At 64.5% G+C, this 16,209-nt stretch carries 16 protein-coding genes; 5 read left to right on the top strand and 11 right to left on the bottom strand.

Annotated features, from left to right (window positions below; genetic code table 11):
- The first annotated feature begins 33 nt into the window (after nucleotides 1–33).
- The 3 genes from QWJ37_RS08355 to QWJ37_RS08345 all read left to right on the top strand — a co-directional run bounded on the left by QWJ37_RS08355 (nucleotide 34) and on the right by QWJ37_RS08345 (nucleotide 3,639).
- Entirely contained in the window at nucleotides 34–834 is an 801-nt protein-coding gene (locus QWJ37_RS08355) for a c-type cytochrome (protein WP_227927781.1), read from the top strand.
- An 85-nt stretch (nucleotides 835–919) separates the two neighbouring features.
- A complete protein-coding gene (locus QWJ37_RS08350; RefSeq protein WP_227901820.1) occupies nucleotides 920–1,951 on the top strand; it encodes a Rieske 2Fe-2S domain-containing protein in 1,032 nt (343 codons plus the stop codon).
- 2 nt (nucleotides 1,952–1,953) lie between these two features.
- Nucleotides 1,954–3,639 carry a ubiquinol-cytochrome c reductase cytochrome b subunit gene (locus tag QWJ37_RS08345; RefSeq protein ID WP_227901819.1) on the top strand — a complete coding sequence of 562 codons (1,686 nt, stop codon included), beginning with the start codon at nucleotides 1,954–1,956 and terminating at the stop codon, nucleotides 3,637–3,639.
- 104 nt (nucleotides 3,640–3,743) lie between these two features.
- On the opposite strand, the gene QWJ37_RS08340 is transcribed toward QWJ37_RS08345, so the two are convergent.
- The 8 genes from QWJ37_RS08340 to QWJ37_RS08305 form a co-directional block, all read right to left on the bottom strand.
- Nucleotides 3,744–4,301: a hypothetical protein gene (locus QWJ37_RS08340; RefSeq protein WP_227901818.1), complete on the bottom strand. Its 558-nt coding sequence runs from the start codon at nucleotides 4,299–4,301 to the stop codon at nucleotides 3,744–3,746.
- Between the two features lie 130 nt (nucleotides 4,302–4,431).
- Nucleotides 4,432–5,208, bottom strand: a complete 777-nt coding sequence (locus QWJ37_RS08335) for a GntR family transcriptional regulator (protein ID WP_227901978.1) — start codon at nucleotides 5,206–5,208, stop codon at nucleotides 4,432–4,434.
- A 168-nt stretch (nucleotides 5,209–5,376) separates the two neighbouring features.
- A complete protein-coding gene (locus tag QWJ37_RS08330; protein ID WP_290245027.1) occupies nucleotides 5,377–6,312 on the bottom strand; it encodes a 5'-3' exonuclease in 936 nt (311 codons plus the stop codon).
- A 121-nt stretch (nucleotides 6,313–6,433) separates the two neighbouring features.
- A complete protein-coding gene (locus tag QWJ37_RS08325; RefSeq protein ID WP_290245026.1) occupies nucleotides 6,434–6,835 on the bottom strand; it encodes a cytochrome c oxidase subunit 4 in 402 nt (133 codons plus the stop codon).
- Complete coding sequence (gene ctaD, locus QWJ37_RS08320) at nucleotides 6,832–8,559, bottom strand: cytochrome c oxidase subunit I (protein ID WP_227901815.1); 1,728 nt, start codon at nucleotides 8,557–8,559, stop codon at nucleotides 6,832–6,834. The genes QWJ37_RS08325 and ctaD overlap by 4 nt, the downstream gene beginning before the upstream one ends.
- A 9-nt stretch (nucleotides 8,560–8,568) precedes the next feature.
- A complete protein-coding gene (gene coxB / locus QWJ37_RS08315; RefSeq protein WP_227901814.1) occupies nucleotides 8,569–9,426 on the bottom strand; it encodes a cytochrome c oxidase subunit II in 858 nt (285 codons plus the stop codon).
- 184 nt (nucleotides 9,427–9,610) lie between these two features.
- On the bottom strand, nucleotides 9,611–9,991 hold the full coding sequence (locus tag QWJ37_RS08310) for an iron-sulfur cluster assembly accessory protein (protein ID WP_227901813.1): 381 nt from the start codon (nucleotides 9,989–9,991) through the stop codon (nucleotides 9,611–9,613).
- A 157-nt stretch (nucleotides 9,992–10,148) separates the two neighbouring features.
- Entirely contained in the window at nucleotides 10,149–11,561 is a 1,413-nt protein-coding gene (locus tag QWJ37_RS08305; RefSeq protein WP_290245025.1) for a dipeptidase, read from the bottom strand.
- A 140-nt stretch (nucleotides 11,562–11,701) separates the two neighbouring features.
- Between QWJ37_RS08305 and QWJ37_RS08300 the strand changes: the two genes are divergently transcribed.
- Nucleotides 11,702–12,295, top strand: coding sequence for a DUF3043 domain-containing protein (locus QWJ37_RS08300; protein ID WP_227901811.1), 594 nt, complete (start codon nucleotides 11,702–11,704; stop codon nucleotides 12,293–12,295).
- Nucleotides 12,296–12,461: 166 nt separating this feature from the next.
- On the opposite strand, the gene QWJ37_RS08295 is transcribed toward QWJ37_RS08300, so the two are convergent.
- On the bottom strand, nucleotides 12,462–13,529 hold the full coding sequence (locus QWJ37_RS08295; protein WP_290245024.1) for a quinone-dependent dihydroorotate dehydrogenase: 1,068 nt from the start codon (nucleotides 13,527–13,529) through the stop codon (nucleotides 12,462–12,464).
- Nucleotides 13,530–13,607: 78 nt separating this feature from the next.
- Between QWJ37_RS08295 and QWJ37_RS08290 the strand changes: the two genes are divergently transcribed.
- Complete coding sequence (locus QWJ37_RS08290) at nucleotides 13,608–14,627, top strand: alpha/beta hydrolase (protein ID WP_290245023.1); 1,020 nt, start codon at nucleotides 13,608–13,610, stop codon at nucleotides 14,625–14,627.
- Here QWJ37_RS08290 and QWJ37_RS08285 read toward each other — a convergent pair whose 3' ends face one another.
- The gene (locus QWJ37_RS08285; protein WP_227901808.1) at nucleotides 14,628–15,446 is read right to left on the bottom strand and encodes an isoprenyl transferase; all 819 of its coding nucleotides are present in this window, start codon (nucleotides 15,444–15,446) and stop codon (nucleotides 14,628–14,630) included.
- Between the two features lie 2 nt (nucleotides 15,447–15,448).
- Nucleotides 15,449–16,198 (bottom strand): DNA repair protein RecO, encoded by a 750-nt coding sequence (recO, locus tag QWJ37_RS08280; protein WP_227901807.1) that lies wholly within the window; start codon nucleotides 16,196–16,198, stop codon nucleotides 15,449–15,451.
- Nucleotides 16,199–16,209 lie beyond the last annotated feature (11 nt).

The raw sequence follows: 16,209 nt of genomic DNA, 5'->3' as shown, positions 1-16,209 counted from the left end.
TTCCCAAAGACCACATAAGTTAGGAACTACGAAGTGAAGGCACTATCGCAAAGGCGGCGTCATCCCCTCGCAGCAGTCGCGCTGCTGCTGTTGGGACTCCTCGTTACGGGTGGTCTCTATGCCGTAGCCAACGGCACCAACCAGGCCCAGGCCGCGACCACCACGTACACTGCCGAAGACGTCAGCGAGGGGCAGAAGCTCTTCGTCGCCAACTGTGCAACGTGCCACGGCGTTGAAGCCACCGGCACCGAGAACGGGCCTTCGCTGGTAGGCGTCGGCGCCGCATCTGTGGACTTCCAGGTGGGCACCGGCCGTATGCCGATGGCCATGCAGGGCCCGCAGGCCCAGCAGAAGCCTGTCCAGTTCGATGAGGAGCAGACCGCTCAGATGGCTGCCTTCGTTGCGAGCCTCGGCGCCGGCCCTGCAGTTCCGGATTCGGAATACCTTGAGCCGGACACCTCCGACGAGGAAGCTTCCGCCAACGGCGGCGAACTGTTCCGCGTCAACTGCGCCATGTGCCACAACGCCGCCGCAGCCGGCGGTGCGCTGACCCGCGGCAAGTTCGCCCCGTCCCTGGACGGCGTCAGCGAAAAGCACATCTACGAGGCCATGGTCACCGGCCCGCAGAACATGCCTGTCTTCAACGACACCAACATCTCCCCCGAGGACAAGCAGGACATCATCACGTTCCTGAAGGACATCGAGACAAGCGGCTCCCCCGGTGGAGCGCAGCTCGGCTCGCTGGGTCCGGTCTCCGAGGGTCTCTTTATCTGGACCGCTGGTCTGGGAATCATCATCGCTTTCACCATTTGGTTGACCTCCCGGTCTTCCTAACCACCGCCGCGCTCACCCGCACGGGTGACATCACAGTTACACATAGGTCTATAAATGCAGTTTTCAGAGAAGGATGAGGGGGATCATGGGCGACCATAGTCACGGCAGTCCGAACACCTCGGGCACCGTCGCTACGGCTGGCCAGGGAGATGGGGAGAAGTTCCAGGATCCGGGACTTCCTCCGCACCGCCCTCGTCTAGCCGACGTTAATCCCCGCGCCGAAAAGCGGGCCGAACGGCAGGTGGCGCTTCTGTTCGTCATCTCCATCATCGGTACCATCGTGTTTTTCATCGGGTACTTCAGCATCCAACTGGATGATGCCAGCATCGCTACGCTGCGGCTGCAGAACATCCTCCTCGGCCTGGGTACCGCCTTTGCCATGCTGGGCATCGGTGTCGGTATCGTGCACTGGGCCAAGACCCTTATGCCGGACCATGAGGTCGTGGAGGAACGCCACGAGATCCGGCCCGAAGAGGACCGCGTCATCGCTGAAAAGATGGTGGGCGACATCATCGAGGAGACCGGCATCAAGCGCCGTCCCCTGATCCGCAACACCCTCCTCGGCGCCATGATCCTGGCTCCCCTTCCCGCCATTGCCGTCTTCCGCGACCTGGGCCCGCTGCCCGGTGACACGCTGCGGCACACCATGTGGGAAAAGGGCCTGCGTCTGGCACGCGATCCCAGCGGCACTCCGATCAAGGCCTCCGATGTCACCATCGGTTCTGCCTTCCACGTGATTCCGGAAGGCCTGCAGGACCTGGAGGAGCACAAGCTCGAGGAGAAGGCCAAGGCAGTTGTCCTGCTGATGCGCCTGGACCCCTCCGAGCTGAACCCGTCCCCCGGCCGGGAAGACTGGGCCGTTGACGGCATCGTGGCCTACTCCAAGATCTGCACCCACGTCGGCTGCCCGGTGGCACTGTACGAACAGCACACGCACCACCTGCTGTGCCCGTGCCACCAGTCAACCTTCGATGTGACCCAGGAATGCAAGGTCATCTTCGGCCCGGCCGGCCACGCGCTGCCGCAGCTGCCGATCGGCGTTGATGATGAGGGTTACCTGATTGCAACTGACGACTTCCAAGAACCCGTTGGACCGAGCTACTGGGAGCGTGGCTAACCATGAGTGTTCCCTCTGCTACGCCGTACCAGGCCAAGACCCGTCTTGGCCGCATCACGAACTTCGTTGACTCCCGGGTTAGCGGTTCGGCCATGGTCAAGGAGTTCGGCCGCAAGGTCTTTCCCGACCACTGGTCCTTTATGTTCGGTGAAGTTGCACTGTACTGCTTCGTCATCCTGCTGCTCACCGGTACGTTCCTGACGTTCTTCTTCGATCCGTCCATGGCGGAAACGCATTACGCAGGCAGCTACGTGCCGCTGCGCGGCGTGGAGATGTCAGTGGCCTATGAATCCTCCCTGAACATCTCCTTCGATGTCCGCGGCGGCCTCTTTATGCGCCAGGTACACCACTGGTCCGCACTGCTCTTCGTAGCGGCGGTCTCCGTGCACATGCTGCGCGTGTTCTTCACCGGCGCCTTCCGCAAGCCCCGCGAACTCAACTGGGTGGTGGGCGGTACGCTGCTCATCCTCTCCCTCGCCGCCGGCTTCACCGGCTACTCCCTCCCCGATGACCTGCTCTCCGGTAACGGCCTGCGCATCATCGACGGCGTGATCAAGTCGGTTCCCGTGGTGGGCACCTACATCAGCTTCTTCCTCTTCGGCGGTGAATTCCCCGGAACCGCGATTATCGGCCGTCTGTACGTGCTGCATATCCTCCTGGTTCCCGCGCTGATCCTGCTGATGATCGCCCTGCACCTGTTTATGGTTGTCATTCACAAGCACACCCAGTTCCGCGGCCCCGGCCGTACGAACAACAACGTGGTCGGCTACCCTGTCGGCCCCGTCTACGCAGCCAAGGCCGGTGGATTCTTCTTCATCGTCTTCGGCGTGATTGCCATCATCGCGGGCCTGTTCACGATCAACCCGATCTGGAACTACGGTCCCTATGACCCGTCGCCGGTGTCTGCCGGTACCCAGCCTGACTGGTACATCGGCTGGGTTGACGGTGCGCTGCGCCTGATGCCAGGGTTCCTGGGTGCGTTCCCCTTCGAATGGGTTATCCCGTTCCCCTGGGGCGATAACACCCTGGTCCTAAACGTCCTGCTCCCGGCCCTGGTGCCGGCAGGCCTGGTCTTCACCCTGCTGTTCGCATGGCCGTGGATCGAAGCCTGGCTCACCAAGGACTACCGGACACACAACCTGCTTGACCGCCCGCGAAACGCACCGTTCCGTACGGCAGTCGGCGTTGCCGGCATCACGTTCTACAGCGTTATGTGGGCTGCAGCCAGCTCCGACCTCATCGCCACGCACTTCCATGTCTCGCTCAACGATGTGACCTACTGGCTCCGTGTCCTGTTCTTCCTCGGCCCGGTACTGGCATTCATCATTACCCGCCGCATTGCCCTGGCACTGCAGCGCAAGGACCGCGAGATTGTGCTCCACGGCGTGGAAAGCGGACGCATTGTCCGGCTGCCGCACGGTGAGTACATCGAGGTGCACGAGCCGCTGGACGAGTACAAGCGCTACCGCCTGGTGGACTTCGAGTCCTACAAGGCACTGCCGGCCCAGCCGGATGCCAACGGCAAGATCTCCCGCAAGGAAAAGCGCCGTGCGAAGATCTCCCGCTTCTTCTTCGAAGACCGTGTCGCCCCGGTGACGCCGTCCGAGCTGGAGAACGCACATCACCACGAGTCGCCTGCCGAGGTTGAGGCCAAGGCCGACGACCAGGCATCGATCGAACAGCACTGATCCAGCCGCAAGGCGTATCAGCACCAAAGGGAAGGGCCCGACCGGATCATCCGGTCGGGCCCTTCCCTTGTCTGTCCCCGGCTACGTACCGGTGCCGCGGCCGGCTAGGCCAGTGTAAAAGGCTGCTTGGCGGGCAGTGGGTGGCGCTTACGCAGGGCCCCTAGGTCGGTCACCGGGGCGGACCCGATGGAGAGCTTGGTAAAGTCCAGCAGCGGATCGCGCAGCACCACTTTGAGCCCGGCCACCGCAAGCTTGACGTCCGGCACCAGGCAATAGATGTTCAGTTTCCGCGGTGCGAACTCGGTGTGGTCCACCTCCCCCAGCCCTCGCCACAGGAAGTAGGACGAGATGGCCTGGGTGGCCTTGTGCTCCAGGTAGCGGTCCCGTTCCGTGCCGGAGACGGTCTTGAGAGCGTACTGGGCGATAACCCAGTGCTGCTCGTCCGGTTCCAGCTCGGAGTAGCCGTCTTCCGCCGAGGCCACGGCGAAGGCATGGAGCAGGCCCTCCGCCGCCTCCGGAGCCACCTGCTGGACCTTCGCTGAGCCTTCATGGCCCACCGGGCCCGAGGTCAGCATCAGCTGCCCCTCGTCCTCCTCGTAGAGGGCCTCGCGGAAGTGCAGCACCCCTGCTTCATCGCGCTTATACATCCGGATGGTGATCATGATTTTCTGTCCTCTTCGTGCTGGGGGTGTGGTGCCGGCCGCGGTATGGCCGCTGTGGCCGGCTGGCCGCCAGGGCCGGGAAGGCGGCTGGCTGGCTATGGAAGGAAATTGGCTGGCCGGGGGCCGGCGGCTAGGAACCGGGATGCCGGCGCGGGTGATACGAACGCGGTGTGCGGACGCCCGGGCGCTGGAGCGGCACCCACAGTTTGTACCGGTCCGCCCGGTAGTAGGACACGGAGTAGTCCACCATCGACCGCGAGACATAGGCATGCCGTTGGATCTTCAGCACGGGTGCACCGAGTTCCACGTTGAGGAGCCGCCCAATTGACGCGGATGCTGCGGTTGCCTCGATGGTGTCCTCACCCCATTCCATCACCAGGCCGTACCGTTCACTCAGCACGTTGTACAAGGACGTCGGCGGATCCTCCTCGAGGATTCCCGGCACATAGTGTGCCGGGATGAAGTTCTCGTCAACGCTCATGGGTTCACCGTCTGCGAGGAGCTGGCGGCGAAAGCGCACCACGGGCTGTCCGGGATCGATCTGCAGCTCCCTGGCCACCAGCGGGGATGCGCCCACCTGCTCGAAGCTGAGGACATGTGCATCGGGCACCATCCCCCGCCTGTGCATTTCTTCGGAGTAGGAGGTCAGCTGGACCTGGAGGTCCATTTTGGGGCGTGCAACGAACGTGCCCAGGCCAACCACCCGTTCCAGGACGCCGTCGGCGACTAGGGCGTCCACGGCCTGCCGGATGGTCATGCGGGCCACGGCGAAGTGTTCGGAGAGTTCCCGTTCGGATGGAATGACATCGCCCGCCCGGGCGTGCGTTTCCACGAAGCGGCGGAGGATACCCTGCAGCTGGACGTGCTTGGCAACTCCCGTGCCGGTATCTATGCCTTCGCTGAGCAGGCGGAGCCGATGGCTGTTCACAGTAGAGTTCCCGTGCCGGGCCTTGTTCCGATTCGTTGCATTCTGTTGCTTCGCCCCTTCCGCCGGGAAAACCAGTGCCGTCTAAGAATACCGGCATCGCCGGGGCACATCCCGCCGGGCGCCGGGACCCGGACATGCCGCAGGTACTCAGCCTCCGCTGCCCTGCAGCGCCTGCAGGAAACGTTTCATGGGGCCTTCCACGTTCCACTGTGCTGCCAGTGCTTCCAACCGCGCCCTGTCCTCCCCTGCCGGCGCCTGCAGGCGTGCACCGGCGTCGTTGAGTGAAGGAACGGCAACGTCCCGCGCCACCCGGACAACTTTCGGTGCGTTGGCGAGGTAGTCACGGGCTGCGCTGAGCCGGGCCCGGACCGGGGCGGATACCGGGCTGTCCGGCTCCGCGGCGGCCGTCAGGAGGGCCTGCAGCGTGCCGTATTCGCCCAACAGCGCGGCGGCCGTCTTCTCCCCGATCCCGGCTACCCCCGGCAGTCCGTCGGACGGGTCTCCGCGCAGGGTGGCGTAGTCGGCATATTGGCCCGGAAGGACGCGGTATTTGGCCACCACCGCTTTTTCGTCCAGGACGGCGAGGTTCTTCATCCCCCGTGCGGTGTAGAGCACGCGGACCTCCCGGGCGTCATCGATCAGCTGAAACAGGTCCCGGTCCCCCGTAACCACGTCTGCCGGCATTTCGGCGGTTGCCGCATATGTTCCAATGACATCATCGGCCTCATATCCGTCCCGGCCCACAACGGCGATCCCTGATGTGGCCAGGACCTCCCGGATCAGGGGTATTTGGGCGGTTAGTCCGGCGGGCACCTCCTCGGCGCCGCTAGGACCGGCGGCCGACAGCCGGTGCTCCTTGTAGGTGGGAATAAGCTCCACCCGCCACGCCGGGCGCCAGTCATTGTCCCAGCAGGCCACCAGATGGGTGGGGCGGAACTCGGCCACAAGCCGGGCGATCATGTCCAGCAGGCCACGGAGGGCGTTCACGGGTGTGCCGTCGTCGCGCCGGATGGTCTCCGGGATGCCGTGGAAGGCGCGGAAGTAGAGGGAGGCAGTATCGAGCAGCATAAGGCGCTGGGGCATAGCAGCACCCTACACACTGCACTCCCCCCGCGTGCGGCTGCGCCCTGCAAACGCACGAAAAAGAAGGACCCGCAGTTACCTGCAGGTCCTTCTCTTTACTGGCTAAGCGTTGCCGCTTGTCCTAGTGTGCGTGGTTTCCGCGGCTGTATTCGAAGACCCAGCCGACCAGGGCGATGATGGCCATGCCCATACCGATGTACAGGATCCACCAGCCCACTGCCATGCCGAGGAATCCGGTGGCTGCGGCGGCACCGAGCAGCAGCGGCCACCAGCTCCAGGGGCTGAAGAAGCCCTGTTCGCCGGAGCCTTCATGGATTTCGGCGTCCAGCCGGTCCTCGGGACGGGGTCCGACGCGCTTGCCGGTGAAGCCGATGTAGAAGGCGATCATGCCGGACATACCGGCGGTCAGGAAGAGCGCGAGGTAACCTACGGGCTCCGTCCATTCCACCAGGTAGCCGTAGACCACGCCGACCACCAGGAAGAACGGCGTCATGTAAGCGAAGAGCTTAGTCTCTACTTTCATTTGACCTTTTCCTCCCGGTCGCCGGGGCCGAAGACCTTGGCCGCGGCTGATTCGTCAGTTACGTGCTGCTGCAGTTCCGGATGGTGCAGGTCCAGTGCCGGACGCTCCGAGCGGATACGGGGCAGCGAGGTGAAGTTGTGGCGCGGCGGCGGGCAGGACGTAGCCCACTCGAGCGATCCGCCGAAGCCCCACGGGTCATCCACTTCCACCTTCTTGCCGTGGCGCCAGGTGATGTACACGTTCCAGAAGAACGGGATCATCGAGGCAGCCAGGACAAAGGAGGCAATGGTGGAGAACTGGTTCATTGCGGTGAAGTTATCCTCCACCAGGTAGTCCGCGTAGCGGCGCGGCATGCCCAGCACACCGAGCCAGTGCTGGATCAGGAAGGTGCCGTGGAAGCCGACGAACAGGAGCCAGAAGTGAATCTTGCCCAGGCGTTCGTTGAGCATCTTGCCGGTCCACTTGGGCCACCAGAAGTAGAAGCCGGCGAACATTGCGAAGACCACGGTTCCGAAGATCACGTAGTGGAAGTGCGCCACCACGAAGTAGGTGTCCGAAACGTGGAAGTCCAGCGGCGGTGCCGAGAGGATGATGCCGGTCAGGCCGCCGAAGAGGAAGGTAATCAGGAAGCCGATGCTCCAGAGCATCGGCGTCTCAAACGTAATCGAGCCCCGCCACATGGTGCCGATCCAGTTGAAGAACTTCACGCCGGTGGGCACCGCAATCAGCATGGTCATGAAGGCGAAGAACGGCAGCATAACAGCACCGGTGACGTACATGTGGTGTGCCCACACGGTCACGGAGAGTGCGGCAATGGCGATGGTCGCGTAGACCAGGCCCTTGTAGCCGAAGATCGGCTTGCGGCTGAAGACCGGGAAGATTTCCGAGACGATGCCGAAGAACGGCAGCGCGATGATGTACACCTCGGGGTGGCCGAAGAACCAGAACAGGTGCTGCCACAGGATGGCACCGCCGCGTTCGGGGTCGAAGATCATTGCACCGAACCGCCGGTCCGCACCAAGGGCGAACAGTGCTGCAGCCAGGGGCGGGAACGCCATGAGCACCAGGATGGCGGTGACCAGGGTGTTCCAGGTGAAGATCGGCATACGCCACATGGTCATGCCCGGGGCACGCATGCAGATGATGGTGGTGATGAAGTTGACCGCACCCAGGATGGTGCCGAAGCCGGAGAGCGCCAGGCCGAAGACCCAGAGGTCACCGCCGACACCCGGCGAGAACGTGGTGTTCGACAGTGGCGCGTAAGCGAACCAGCCGAAGGACGCAGCGCCCTGCGGGGTGATGAAGCCGGCCACCGCGATGGTGCTGCCGAAGAGGAAGAACCAGAAGGCCAGGGCATTCAGACGCGGGAAGGCAACGTCCGGCGCACCGATCTGGAGGGGCATGATGACGTTGGCAAACCCGGAGAACAGCGGGGTGGCGAACATCAGCAGCATCACGGTGCCGTGCATCGTGAACAGCTGGTTGTACTGTTCCTTGGTCTGCAGGATCTGCATACCGGGTTCAAACAGCTCCGCGCGGATGACCAGTGCCATCACGCCTGCGAGGCAGAAGAAAATGAATGAGGCAATCAGGTACATGTACCCGATCGTCTTGTGGTCAGTGGAGGTGATCCAGTTGACGACAATGCGTCCCTTGGAGACGGGTACTACGCGTGGTGCAACCTTGGTGCCGGAATCTTCCGAAGTGTATTCGAGAGTAGTCATAGCGTCCTCCTACCTCCTTACTTCGCTTGATTCTGAGTTGTACATACGGTCGTACTCGCCCGTGACCTGTCCGTCGGGCAGACCGGCTACGTATTCGTTGTAATCGTCTTCCGAGACCACGTCGACGTTGAAGAGCATTTCGGAGTGGTACTCGCCGCAGAGCTCGGCGCACTTGCCGTCGAAGGTTCCGATCTTGCCGGTTTCGAGGGTGATGTAGTTCGTGCGGCCGGGGTAGACGTCCATCTTCTGCAGGAAGGCAGGCACCCAGAAGGAGTGCTGCACGTCGCGGGTGTTCAGCTGCAGTTCGATTGTCTTGTCAACGGGCAGTACCAGCGTCGGGAACTTGTCCTGCGTGACTTCCTGGCCGTCGAGGTTTACCTGGACGCCCTGGCTGTACTTGTCTTCGTTGACGTAGTTGAAGTCCCAGGACCATTGCTTGGCGCGGACGTCAATGACGACCTTGTCCGGATCATCGCTGCGCTCGTTGAGCGCCTGGATGTCCTGGTTGGTGAAGTAGAACAACACCAGGACCATAAACAGCGGGATCACCGTGTAGAAGATTTCCAGCGGCAGGTTGTAGCTGAGCTGGCGGGGGTAGCCCGTCTCATTCTTCCGGCGGCGGTAGGCAACCATGCACCACAGCAGAAGCGCCCAGGTAAGGACACCTACTGCCAGTGCGGCGATCCATGAGTTGACCCAAAGGTCCATGATGCGGCCGGTGTGGTTAGTGGTGTCGCGGTCCGTAGGCAGCCAGCCCTTCTGGACATCCGATGTACACCCCGATAAAAACAACGCGCCGGCCGACGTTACGGCTGAGATCTTTAAGATCCTGGCGCGTCGGCTGCTGGTTCGGTCCTGCGAACTCACAGACGGCCCTTCCTCTTGTTGCGTGCAAGTGCTGTCCGGCCGGAGACAAAAAAGTTCCCGGCTGCGGACATTAGTTTTACTACTACGTGTAGAGCTTACCCGTACGGGCGGCGATCCAGTGACAGATCGCCGCCGCGCCGGGCAAAAAAAGCTCTGCTGTTACGGGCCGTCAGCCTTTTGCGTCTTAGTGGAAGGAATCTCCACAGGCGCAGGATCCTCCGGCGTTGGGGTTGTCGATGGTGAACCCCTGCTTCGAAATGGTGTCTTCGAAGTCGATGGAAGCGCCGGAAAGGTACGGAACGCTCATCTTGTCCACAATGACCTCAACCCCGTCGAAGTCCCGGACGGCGTCGCCATCGAGGACGCGCTCGTCAAAGTACAGCTGGTAGATAAGTCCCGAGCAGCCTCCGGGCTGCACCGCCACCCGGAGGCGGAGGTCGGTACGGCCTTCCTGCTCCAGCAGGCTGCGGACCTTCTGGGCGGCCACATCCGAGAGCAGTACTTCATGCGTGGGCAGTTCTGCCTCTGCCGCAGCGGTCTTGTTTTCGCTCGTGGAAACGCTCATAGTTTCTCTCTTTCCTCAGCTGGCCGTCCGTTCGGCAGGCCGTCGCGCCTGCCGCGGACCGCGGCCAGTGTCTCAATGGTACGTCTGGTGGTCCCCATCGATCTAACAGATGCGGGGCAGGAATCAATTCCCGCCCCGCATCCGTACGCAGGCAGTTCTAGCCTTGCCGGGCACCCAGGCGGGCAAGCAGGAGCGCTTCGGCCAGGATGGCGTTGCGGAAGTCATTCAGGTCCAGTGACTCATTGGCGCTGTGCGCCCGGGAATCCGGGTCTTCCACACCGGTGATCAGGATCTGGGCTTCTGGGAACAGGTCCACCAGGTCCGCGATGAACGGAATGGAACCGCCCATTCCGGATTCCACCGGTTCCACGCCCCAGGCCCGTTCCAGGGCCCAGAGTGCTGTGCGCGCCGCACTGGCACTGGTATCGGTTGCGAACGCGTTGCCCTGCTCCCCCGGCGTGAACGTCACCTTGGCGCCGAACGGGGCGTTGGCCTGCACATGGGCCTCAATGGCCTCCATGGCTGCCTCGGGGCTCTGGCCCGGAGCGAGCCGCAGGCTGAACTTGGCCCGCGCCTTGGGCTGGATGGTGTTGGAGGACATGGCGACGGTGGGGACGTCGATGCCGATGATGGAAAGGGCTGGCTTGGTCCACAGCCGGGAGGCAATCGACCCCGTGCCGGCCAGCCGGACACCCTCGAGCACCGAGGAATCCGCACGGAAGTCCGCTTCCGGATACTCCACAGCTGCGTCATCACCGGAGACCAGGCCCTCGATGGCGACGTCGCCGGCGTCGTTGTGGAACGTGGCGATCAGCCGGGCGAGCAGCGTCGGCGCATCCAGCACCGGACCGCCGAACATGCCCGAGTGCACTGCGTGGTCCAGGACCTGGACCTCCACCGCGCCGTCCACCAGGCCGCGCAGGCTTGTGGTCAGGGCCGGAACGCCCACTTTCCAGTTGCCTGAATCGGCGACAACAATGACATCGGCGCGGAGCAGGTCCTGATACGTCTCAAGGAAGGTGCGGAAGGTGGGCGAACCGGCTTCCTCCTCACCCTCGATAAAGAGTGTGACGCCGACCGGCGAGTCCTCCCCCAGCACGTCCGTCAGGGCCCGGAGGGCACCAATGTGGGCCATAATGCCGGCCTTGTCATCCGCAGCACCCCGCCCGTACAGGCGGCCGTTGCGCTCCTGCGCCGTAAAGGGATCGGACTCCCACAGATCGGGGTCTCCGGGCGGCTGCACGTCATGGTGGGCATACAGCAGCACCGTGGGTGCACCGTCGCGGGCGGGGCGGCGGGCGACGACGGCGGGGCCGCCGGGGGTGCCGTTGTTATCCACGCGCAGCACCTGCACATCCTCGATGCCGGCCTCACGGACGAGGTCGGCGACGGCGGCGGCGCTGCGGTTGAGGTGCTCGGGGTCAAAGGAATCCCAGGCTATGCCCGGAATGCTGACCAGGGATTTGAGCTGTTCGACGGTGCGGGGGAAGTCTGCGGCCACGCTGGCGCGCAGGGAGTCTTCATGCACGTCCGGTGACGAATCGTGCTCGGGGGCAGGGTTGGAAGTCATAGCCAAAACCCTACATCCGGCCCGGGTTCGCATTGAAGTGTGCTGCCTGCCGCCGGGCGGGCAGCAGCACAGGCTTTACCCGCCGCTCCCCCGGACTGCAAACGGAGTTTCCGGCGGATCATTCGCGGTATCCTTGGGGTGTGTTTGGACGAAAGAATGAAGCGCCCACCGCGCAGGAAACTGTGGACCAGGCAGCCGCCGCACAAGCCGGTGCAACGGAACGGGTCGGCAAGGGTGCGCCCACGCCCCGCCGCAAGGACCAGGAGGCTGCCCGCCGGCGCCCGCTGGTACCCGATGACCGGAAGGCAGCCAAGGCAGCCAACCGCGAGGCCCTGCGCGAAGAACGCATGAAGACCCGCCGGGCCCTGGACACCGGTGAGGAGCGCTACCTGCCGCTCCGCGACAAGGGACCCAACCGCCGCTTTGTCCGCGACATAGTGGATGCCCGGTGGAACCTTGGCGAGTTCATCATGATTGCCGCCCTGGTGTTTGTTCTCTTCAGCTTCATCCGGAACATCGATGTCCAGCTGATTGTGATGGCGGCCTTCTGGGTCCTCATCCTGCTGGTCATCGCCGACAGTTTTATGCTGCGCCGGCAGATCAGGAAGCGCCTGACCGCCAAGTTCGGGGCCCCCAATCCCGGGGATGTCTGGTACGGGGTCTCCCGGTCCCTCCAGCTGCGCCGCTTCCGCCTGCCGAAGCCGCAGGTCAGCCGCGGACAGTACCCCTCCTGATCCCCACGCACCGCACCAAAAAGGGACCGCCTTCCGGCGGTCCCTTTTTGATGGGCGGTCCCTTTTTGATGCGTGGTCCCTTTTTGATGTGCGGACGAGTTTGATGGTCGGACGAGTCTGATGCGCGGGCCCGCCCGGGGTACGGATTCCTCTGCGCGGCGCCCGCTTAGCGGGACCGGGCCAGGCTGCGGTTGATCCGGGCAGCCCAGAACGGTCCCTCATAGAGGAACGCCGTGTATCCCTGCACCAGCGTGGCCCCGGCATCAAGGCGTTCCTTCACGTCCGAGGCCGTCTCCACTCCCCCGACGGACACGATGGCGGGGCCGTCCGCTCCCAGCCGGCTGCGGAGGCGGCGCAGGACGTCGATCGAACGCTGTTTCAGCGGGGCGCCGCTGAGTCCGCCGACTCCGCAGGCGGTTACGGTTTCCGGATCCGTCACCAGGTTTCCCCGGGTGACGGTGGTGTTCGTGGCAATCACTCCGTCCAGCTGCAGGGACAGGGCCAGATCGGCGACGTCGTCAATATCGGCGTCGCTGAGGTCAGGGGCGATCTTCACCAGCAGGGGTACGTGGCGCCCGGCGGACTCATCCGCGGCCTCCCGCACCCGGGTCAGGAGCGGGCGCAGCGACTCGATGTCCTGCAGCAGCCGCAGGCCGGGAGTATTCGGGGAACTGACGTTGACCACCAGGTAGTCGGCCTGCGGAGCGAGTTCCCGGGCACTAAGCAGGTAATCCTCCACGGCATCCGCCAGGTCCACCTTCTTGGTTTTGCCAATGTTCACACCGATCACCGGCCGTCCCGCACCGGATGTCCGGGCCAGGGCGGCCCGGGCCGAGGCGAGCCGGGGCGCCACCTTCGCGGCGCCGTCGTTGTTGAACCCCATCCGGTTGATCACGGCGCGGTCCTGGACCAGGCGGAACAGCCGTGGCTTCGGGTTTCCCGGCTGGGCCTGCGCCGTCACGGTGCCCACCTCGACGTGCCCGAAACCCAGGTTGGTGAGCGCCAGGATGCCGGATCCCTCCTTGTCGAAACCGGCCGCCAACCCGAACGGTGAGGGAAAGTCGATGCCGAAGGCCCTGGTCCGGAGCTTCGGGGACGGGCTCATCAGCCGCCGCATCACCGGCCCGGCGGGGGTACGTGCGGCGGTGCGGATCAGGGTGAAACCGATCCGGTGGGCACGTTCGGGGTCCATCCCGGAGAACACAAGACGGAAAAAGGCAGGATAAATGCGCATGGCTTAAAGATTCCAGAACCCGGACCGGCAACCAAACCCCGCACTTCCCGCTACGCCGGGTCGACTATTCTCGAAACCATGGGTGAGACGCAGGCGGACTGGATTCCGGACATTCTCGGCGACGGATTCCGCAGCCTGACCCTTGACCTGGGAGAGGATGCGGAAGGCCCCGTTGCGGCTACCCTCGTTTCCTATGTTCCTCCGGCCGATCTGGCGGCCGTCCTGCCCGTCCGCACTGTGGGCGGCGTGGACGCCGTCCTCTATATTCACGGCTGGAGCGACTATTTCTTCCAGACCGAGCTGGCCCGCTTCTGGGCGGCGCAGGGCGTGGCGTTCTACGCCGTGGACCTGCGCAAGTACGGCCGGAGCCTGCGCCCCGGGCAGTCGGAGGGTTATGTCGCGGACCTGCAGGAATATGACGCCGATATTGAGGCTGCCCTGGCCGCCATGGACACCGATCTCAGGAACCGTTTCGGTTCGGACACTGCGGTGCGGACCACCCTGATGGCCCACTCCACGGGCGGGCTGGTGGCCTCGCTGTGGGCCCACCGGAACCCGGGGCGGATCAGGGCCCTGATCCTGAACAGTCCGTGGCTGGAGTTCAGCGGCAGTGCCATGCTTCGCTTCGCGACCAACGGGCTGCTGGAACCCGTGGCCCGGCGGCGCCCGCTGGCCCGGCTGAAGATCCCGGAGTTCGGCTTCTACTACCGGAGCATCAGCGCCCAGATGGAGGGTGAGTGGAACGTGGACCCTGCCTGGCGCCCGCCGTTCAGCTTTCCGGTCCGCGCCGGCTGGATCAAGGCTGTGCTGGCCGGGCACGCGCAGGTGGCCCGCGGTTTGGACATCCGGGTGCCGGTCCTGCTCATGGCTTCGGCTGCCTCCACGATCGCGCCTACCTGGAATCCGCTGATGCTCAGCACCGACAGTGTGCTGGACGTGGGCCTGATGGTGCAGCGCGGCCTGCTGCTGGGCCCGGAGGTTACCGTGTTCCGGTATGACGGCGCCCTGCACGACACCCTGCTCTCAGCCCTTCCGGTGCGTACCCGCGTATATGCAGGGCTGGCACGCTGGGCCGGGGCGTTTATGCTCGGGCGCTAGTCAGAGGGCGCCCGTGGCGGCCTGGTCCACCGCACCGCCATAGCGCCTGTCCCGGCGGGCGTAAATCTCCACGGCCTCCCACAGGGTCCGCCGGTCCACGTCCGGCCAGAGGGTGTTCATAAAGACCATTTCGGCGTATGCGGACTGCCACAGCATGAAGTTGGAGAGGCGCTGCTCCCCCGAGGTCCGCAGGAACAGGTCAACGTCCGGCAGGTCCGGCTCGTCCAGGTATTTCTGGATGGTTTTCTCGCTAATGGAGCCCGGACGCAGCCGGCCCTTTTGAACGTCGGCGGCGATCGCAGCCACGGCGTCGGCAATTTCCGCCCGGCCGCCATAGTTCACGCACATGTTCAGGGTGCAGACGGTATTGTCCCGGGTGGCCTCTTCGGCGACCTCCAGCTCCCTGACCACGCTCTGCCAGAGCCGGGGCCGGCGGCCGGACCAGCGGATCCGTACACCCCATTCGTTGAGCTGGTCCCGCTGGCGGCGCAGCACGTCCCGGCTGAAGCCCATGAGGAAACGGACCTCTTCGGGTGACCTTTTCCAGTTCTCCGTGGAGAAGGCGTAGACGGACACGTGCCGGATCCCCATTTCGATGGCCCCGGCCATAACATCCAGCAGCGCGGCTTCGCCCGCCCGGTGGCCTTCGGTGCGCGGCAGTCCCCGCTGGTTGGCCCAGCGGCCGTTGCCGTCCATCACAATGGCTACATGGGCGGGCACCAGTTCAGCCGGAACCGCCGGAGGCAGAGCGCCGGACGGGTGGGGTGCGGGGTAGCCGGGGGATCCTGCCGGGACACCGGCCGCGGATTTCGAACGCAAGGTCAGACACGCTCCACATGTTGAAGGGACCGCAGCACCCGTTCCAGGTGCCACTGAAGATAGCCGGCTACCAGCCCGGCGGACTCATGCCGCGGCTGCGGGCCGGAGGCATCGGCCGTGTTCCAGTCACCGCTGAGCAGGGCGGCCAGCAGCGTCATCGTTTCCGGTGACGGCGACGCCGAGCCGGGGGGACGGCAGGCTGCGCAGACGGCCCCGCCCAGCGGCGCCGAAAACGCCGTGTGCGGCCCGGGGGCACCGCAGCGGGCGCACTCGGTGAAGCTCGGTGCCCAGCCGGCGGTGGCCAGGGCCCGCAGCAGGTAGGAATCCAGGATAAGTTCCGGTGCATGCGCGCCCCGGCTGAGCGCGGCAAACGCACCGATGACCAGTTGGTAGTGGGCCTTCGCCGAATCACCGTCAATGTCGGTGAGGCGTTCAGCGGTTTCGGCGACGGCGGCCGCGGCGGTGTAGCGGGCATAGTCGGCGACTATCCCGTGCCCGTAGGCCCCCTTGGTCTGCGCCTGCGTCACGATGTCCAGGTTCCGGCCGTGCGAGAGCTGCAGTTCCGCCACCATAAACGGTTCAAGCCGGGCACCGAATTTGCTGGAGGTCCGCCGCACGCCTTTGGCCACGGCGCGTACCTGGCCGTGTTCCCGGGTCAGGAGGACCAGGATACGGTCCGCCTCGCCCAGCTTGTGCGTGCGCAGGACCACTGCGTCATCCCGGTAGGTGCGGGATGCAAAGGATTTTGCCACGCTGCTATTTT

The organism is Arthrobacter sp. YD2 (genome assembly GCF_030410475.1).
Lineage (GTDB): Bacteria > Actinomycetota > Actinomycetes > Actinomycetales > Micrococcaceae > Arthrobacter_B > Arthrobacter_B zhangbolii.
This window is presented reverse-complemented; position numbering and strand designations above follow the sequence as displayed.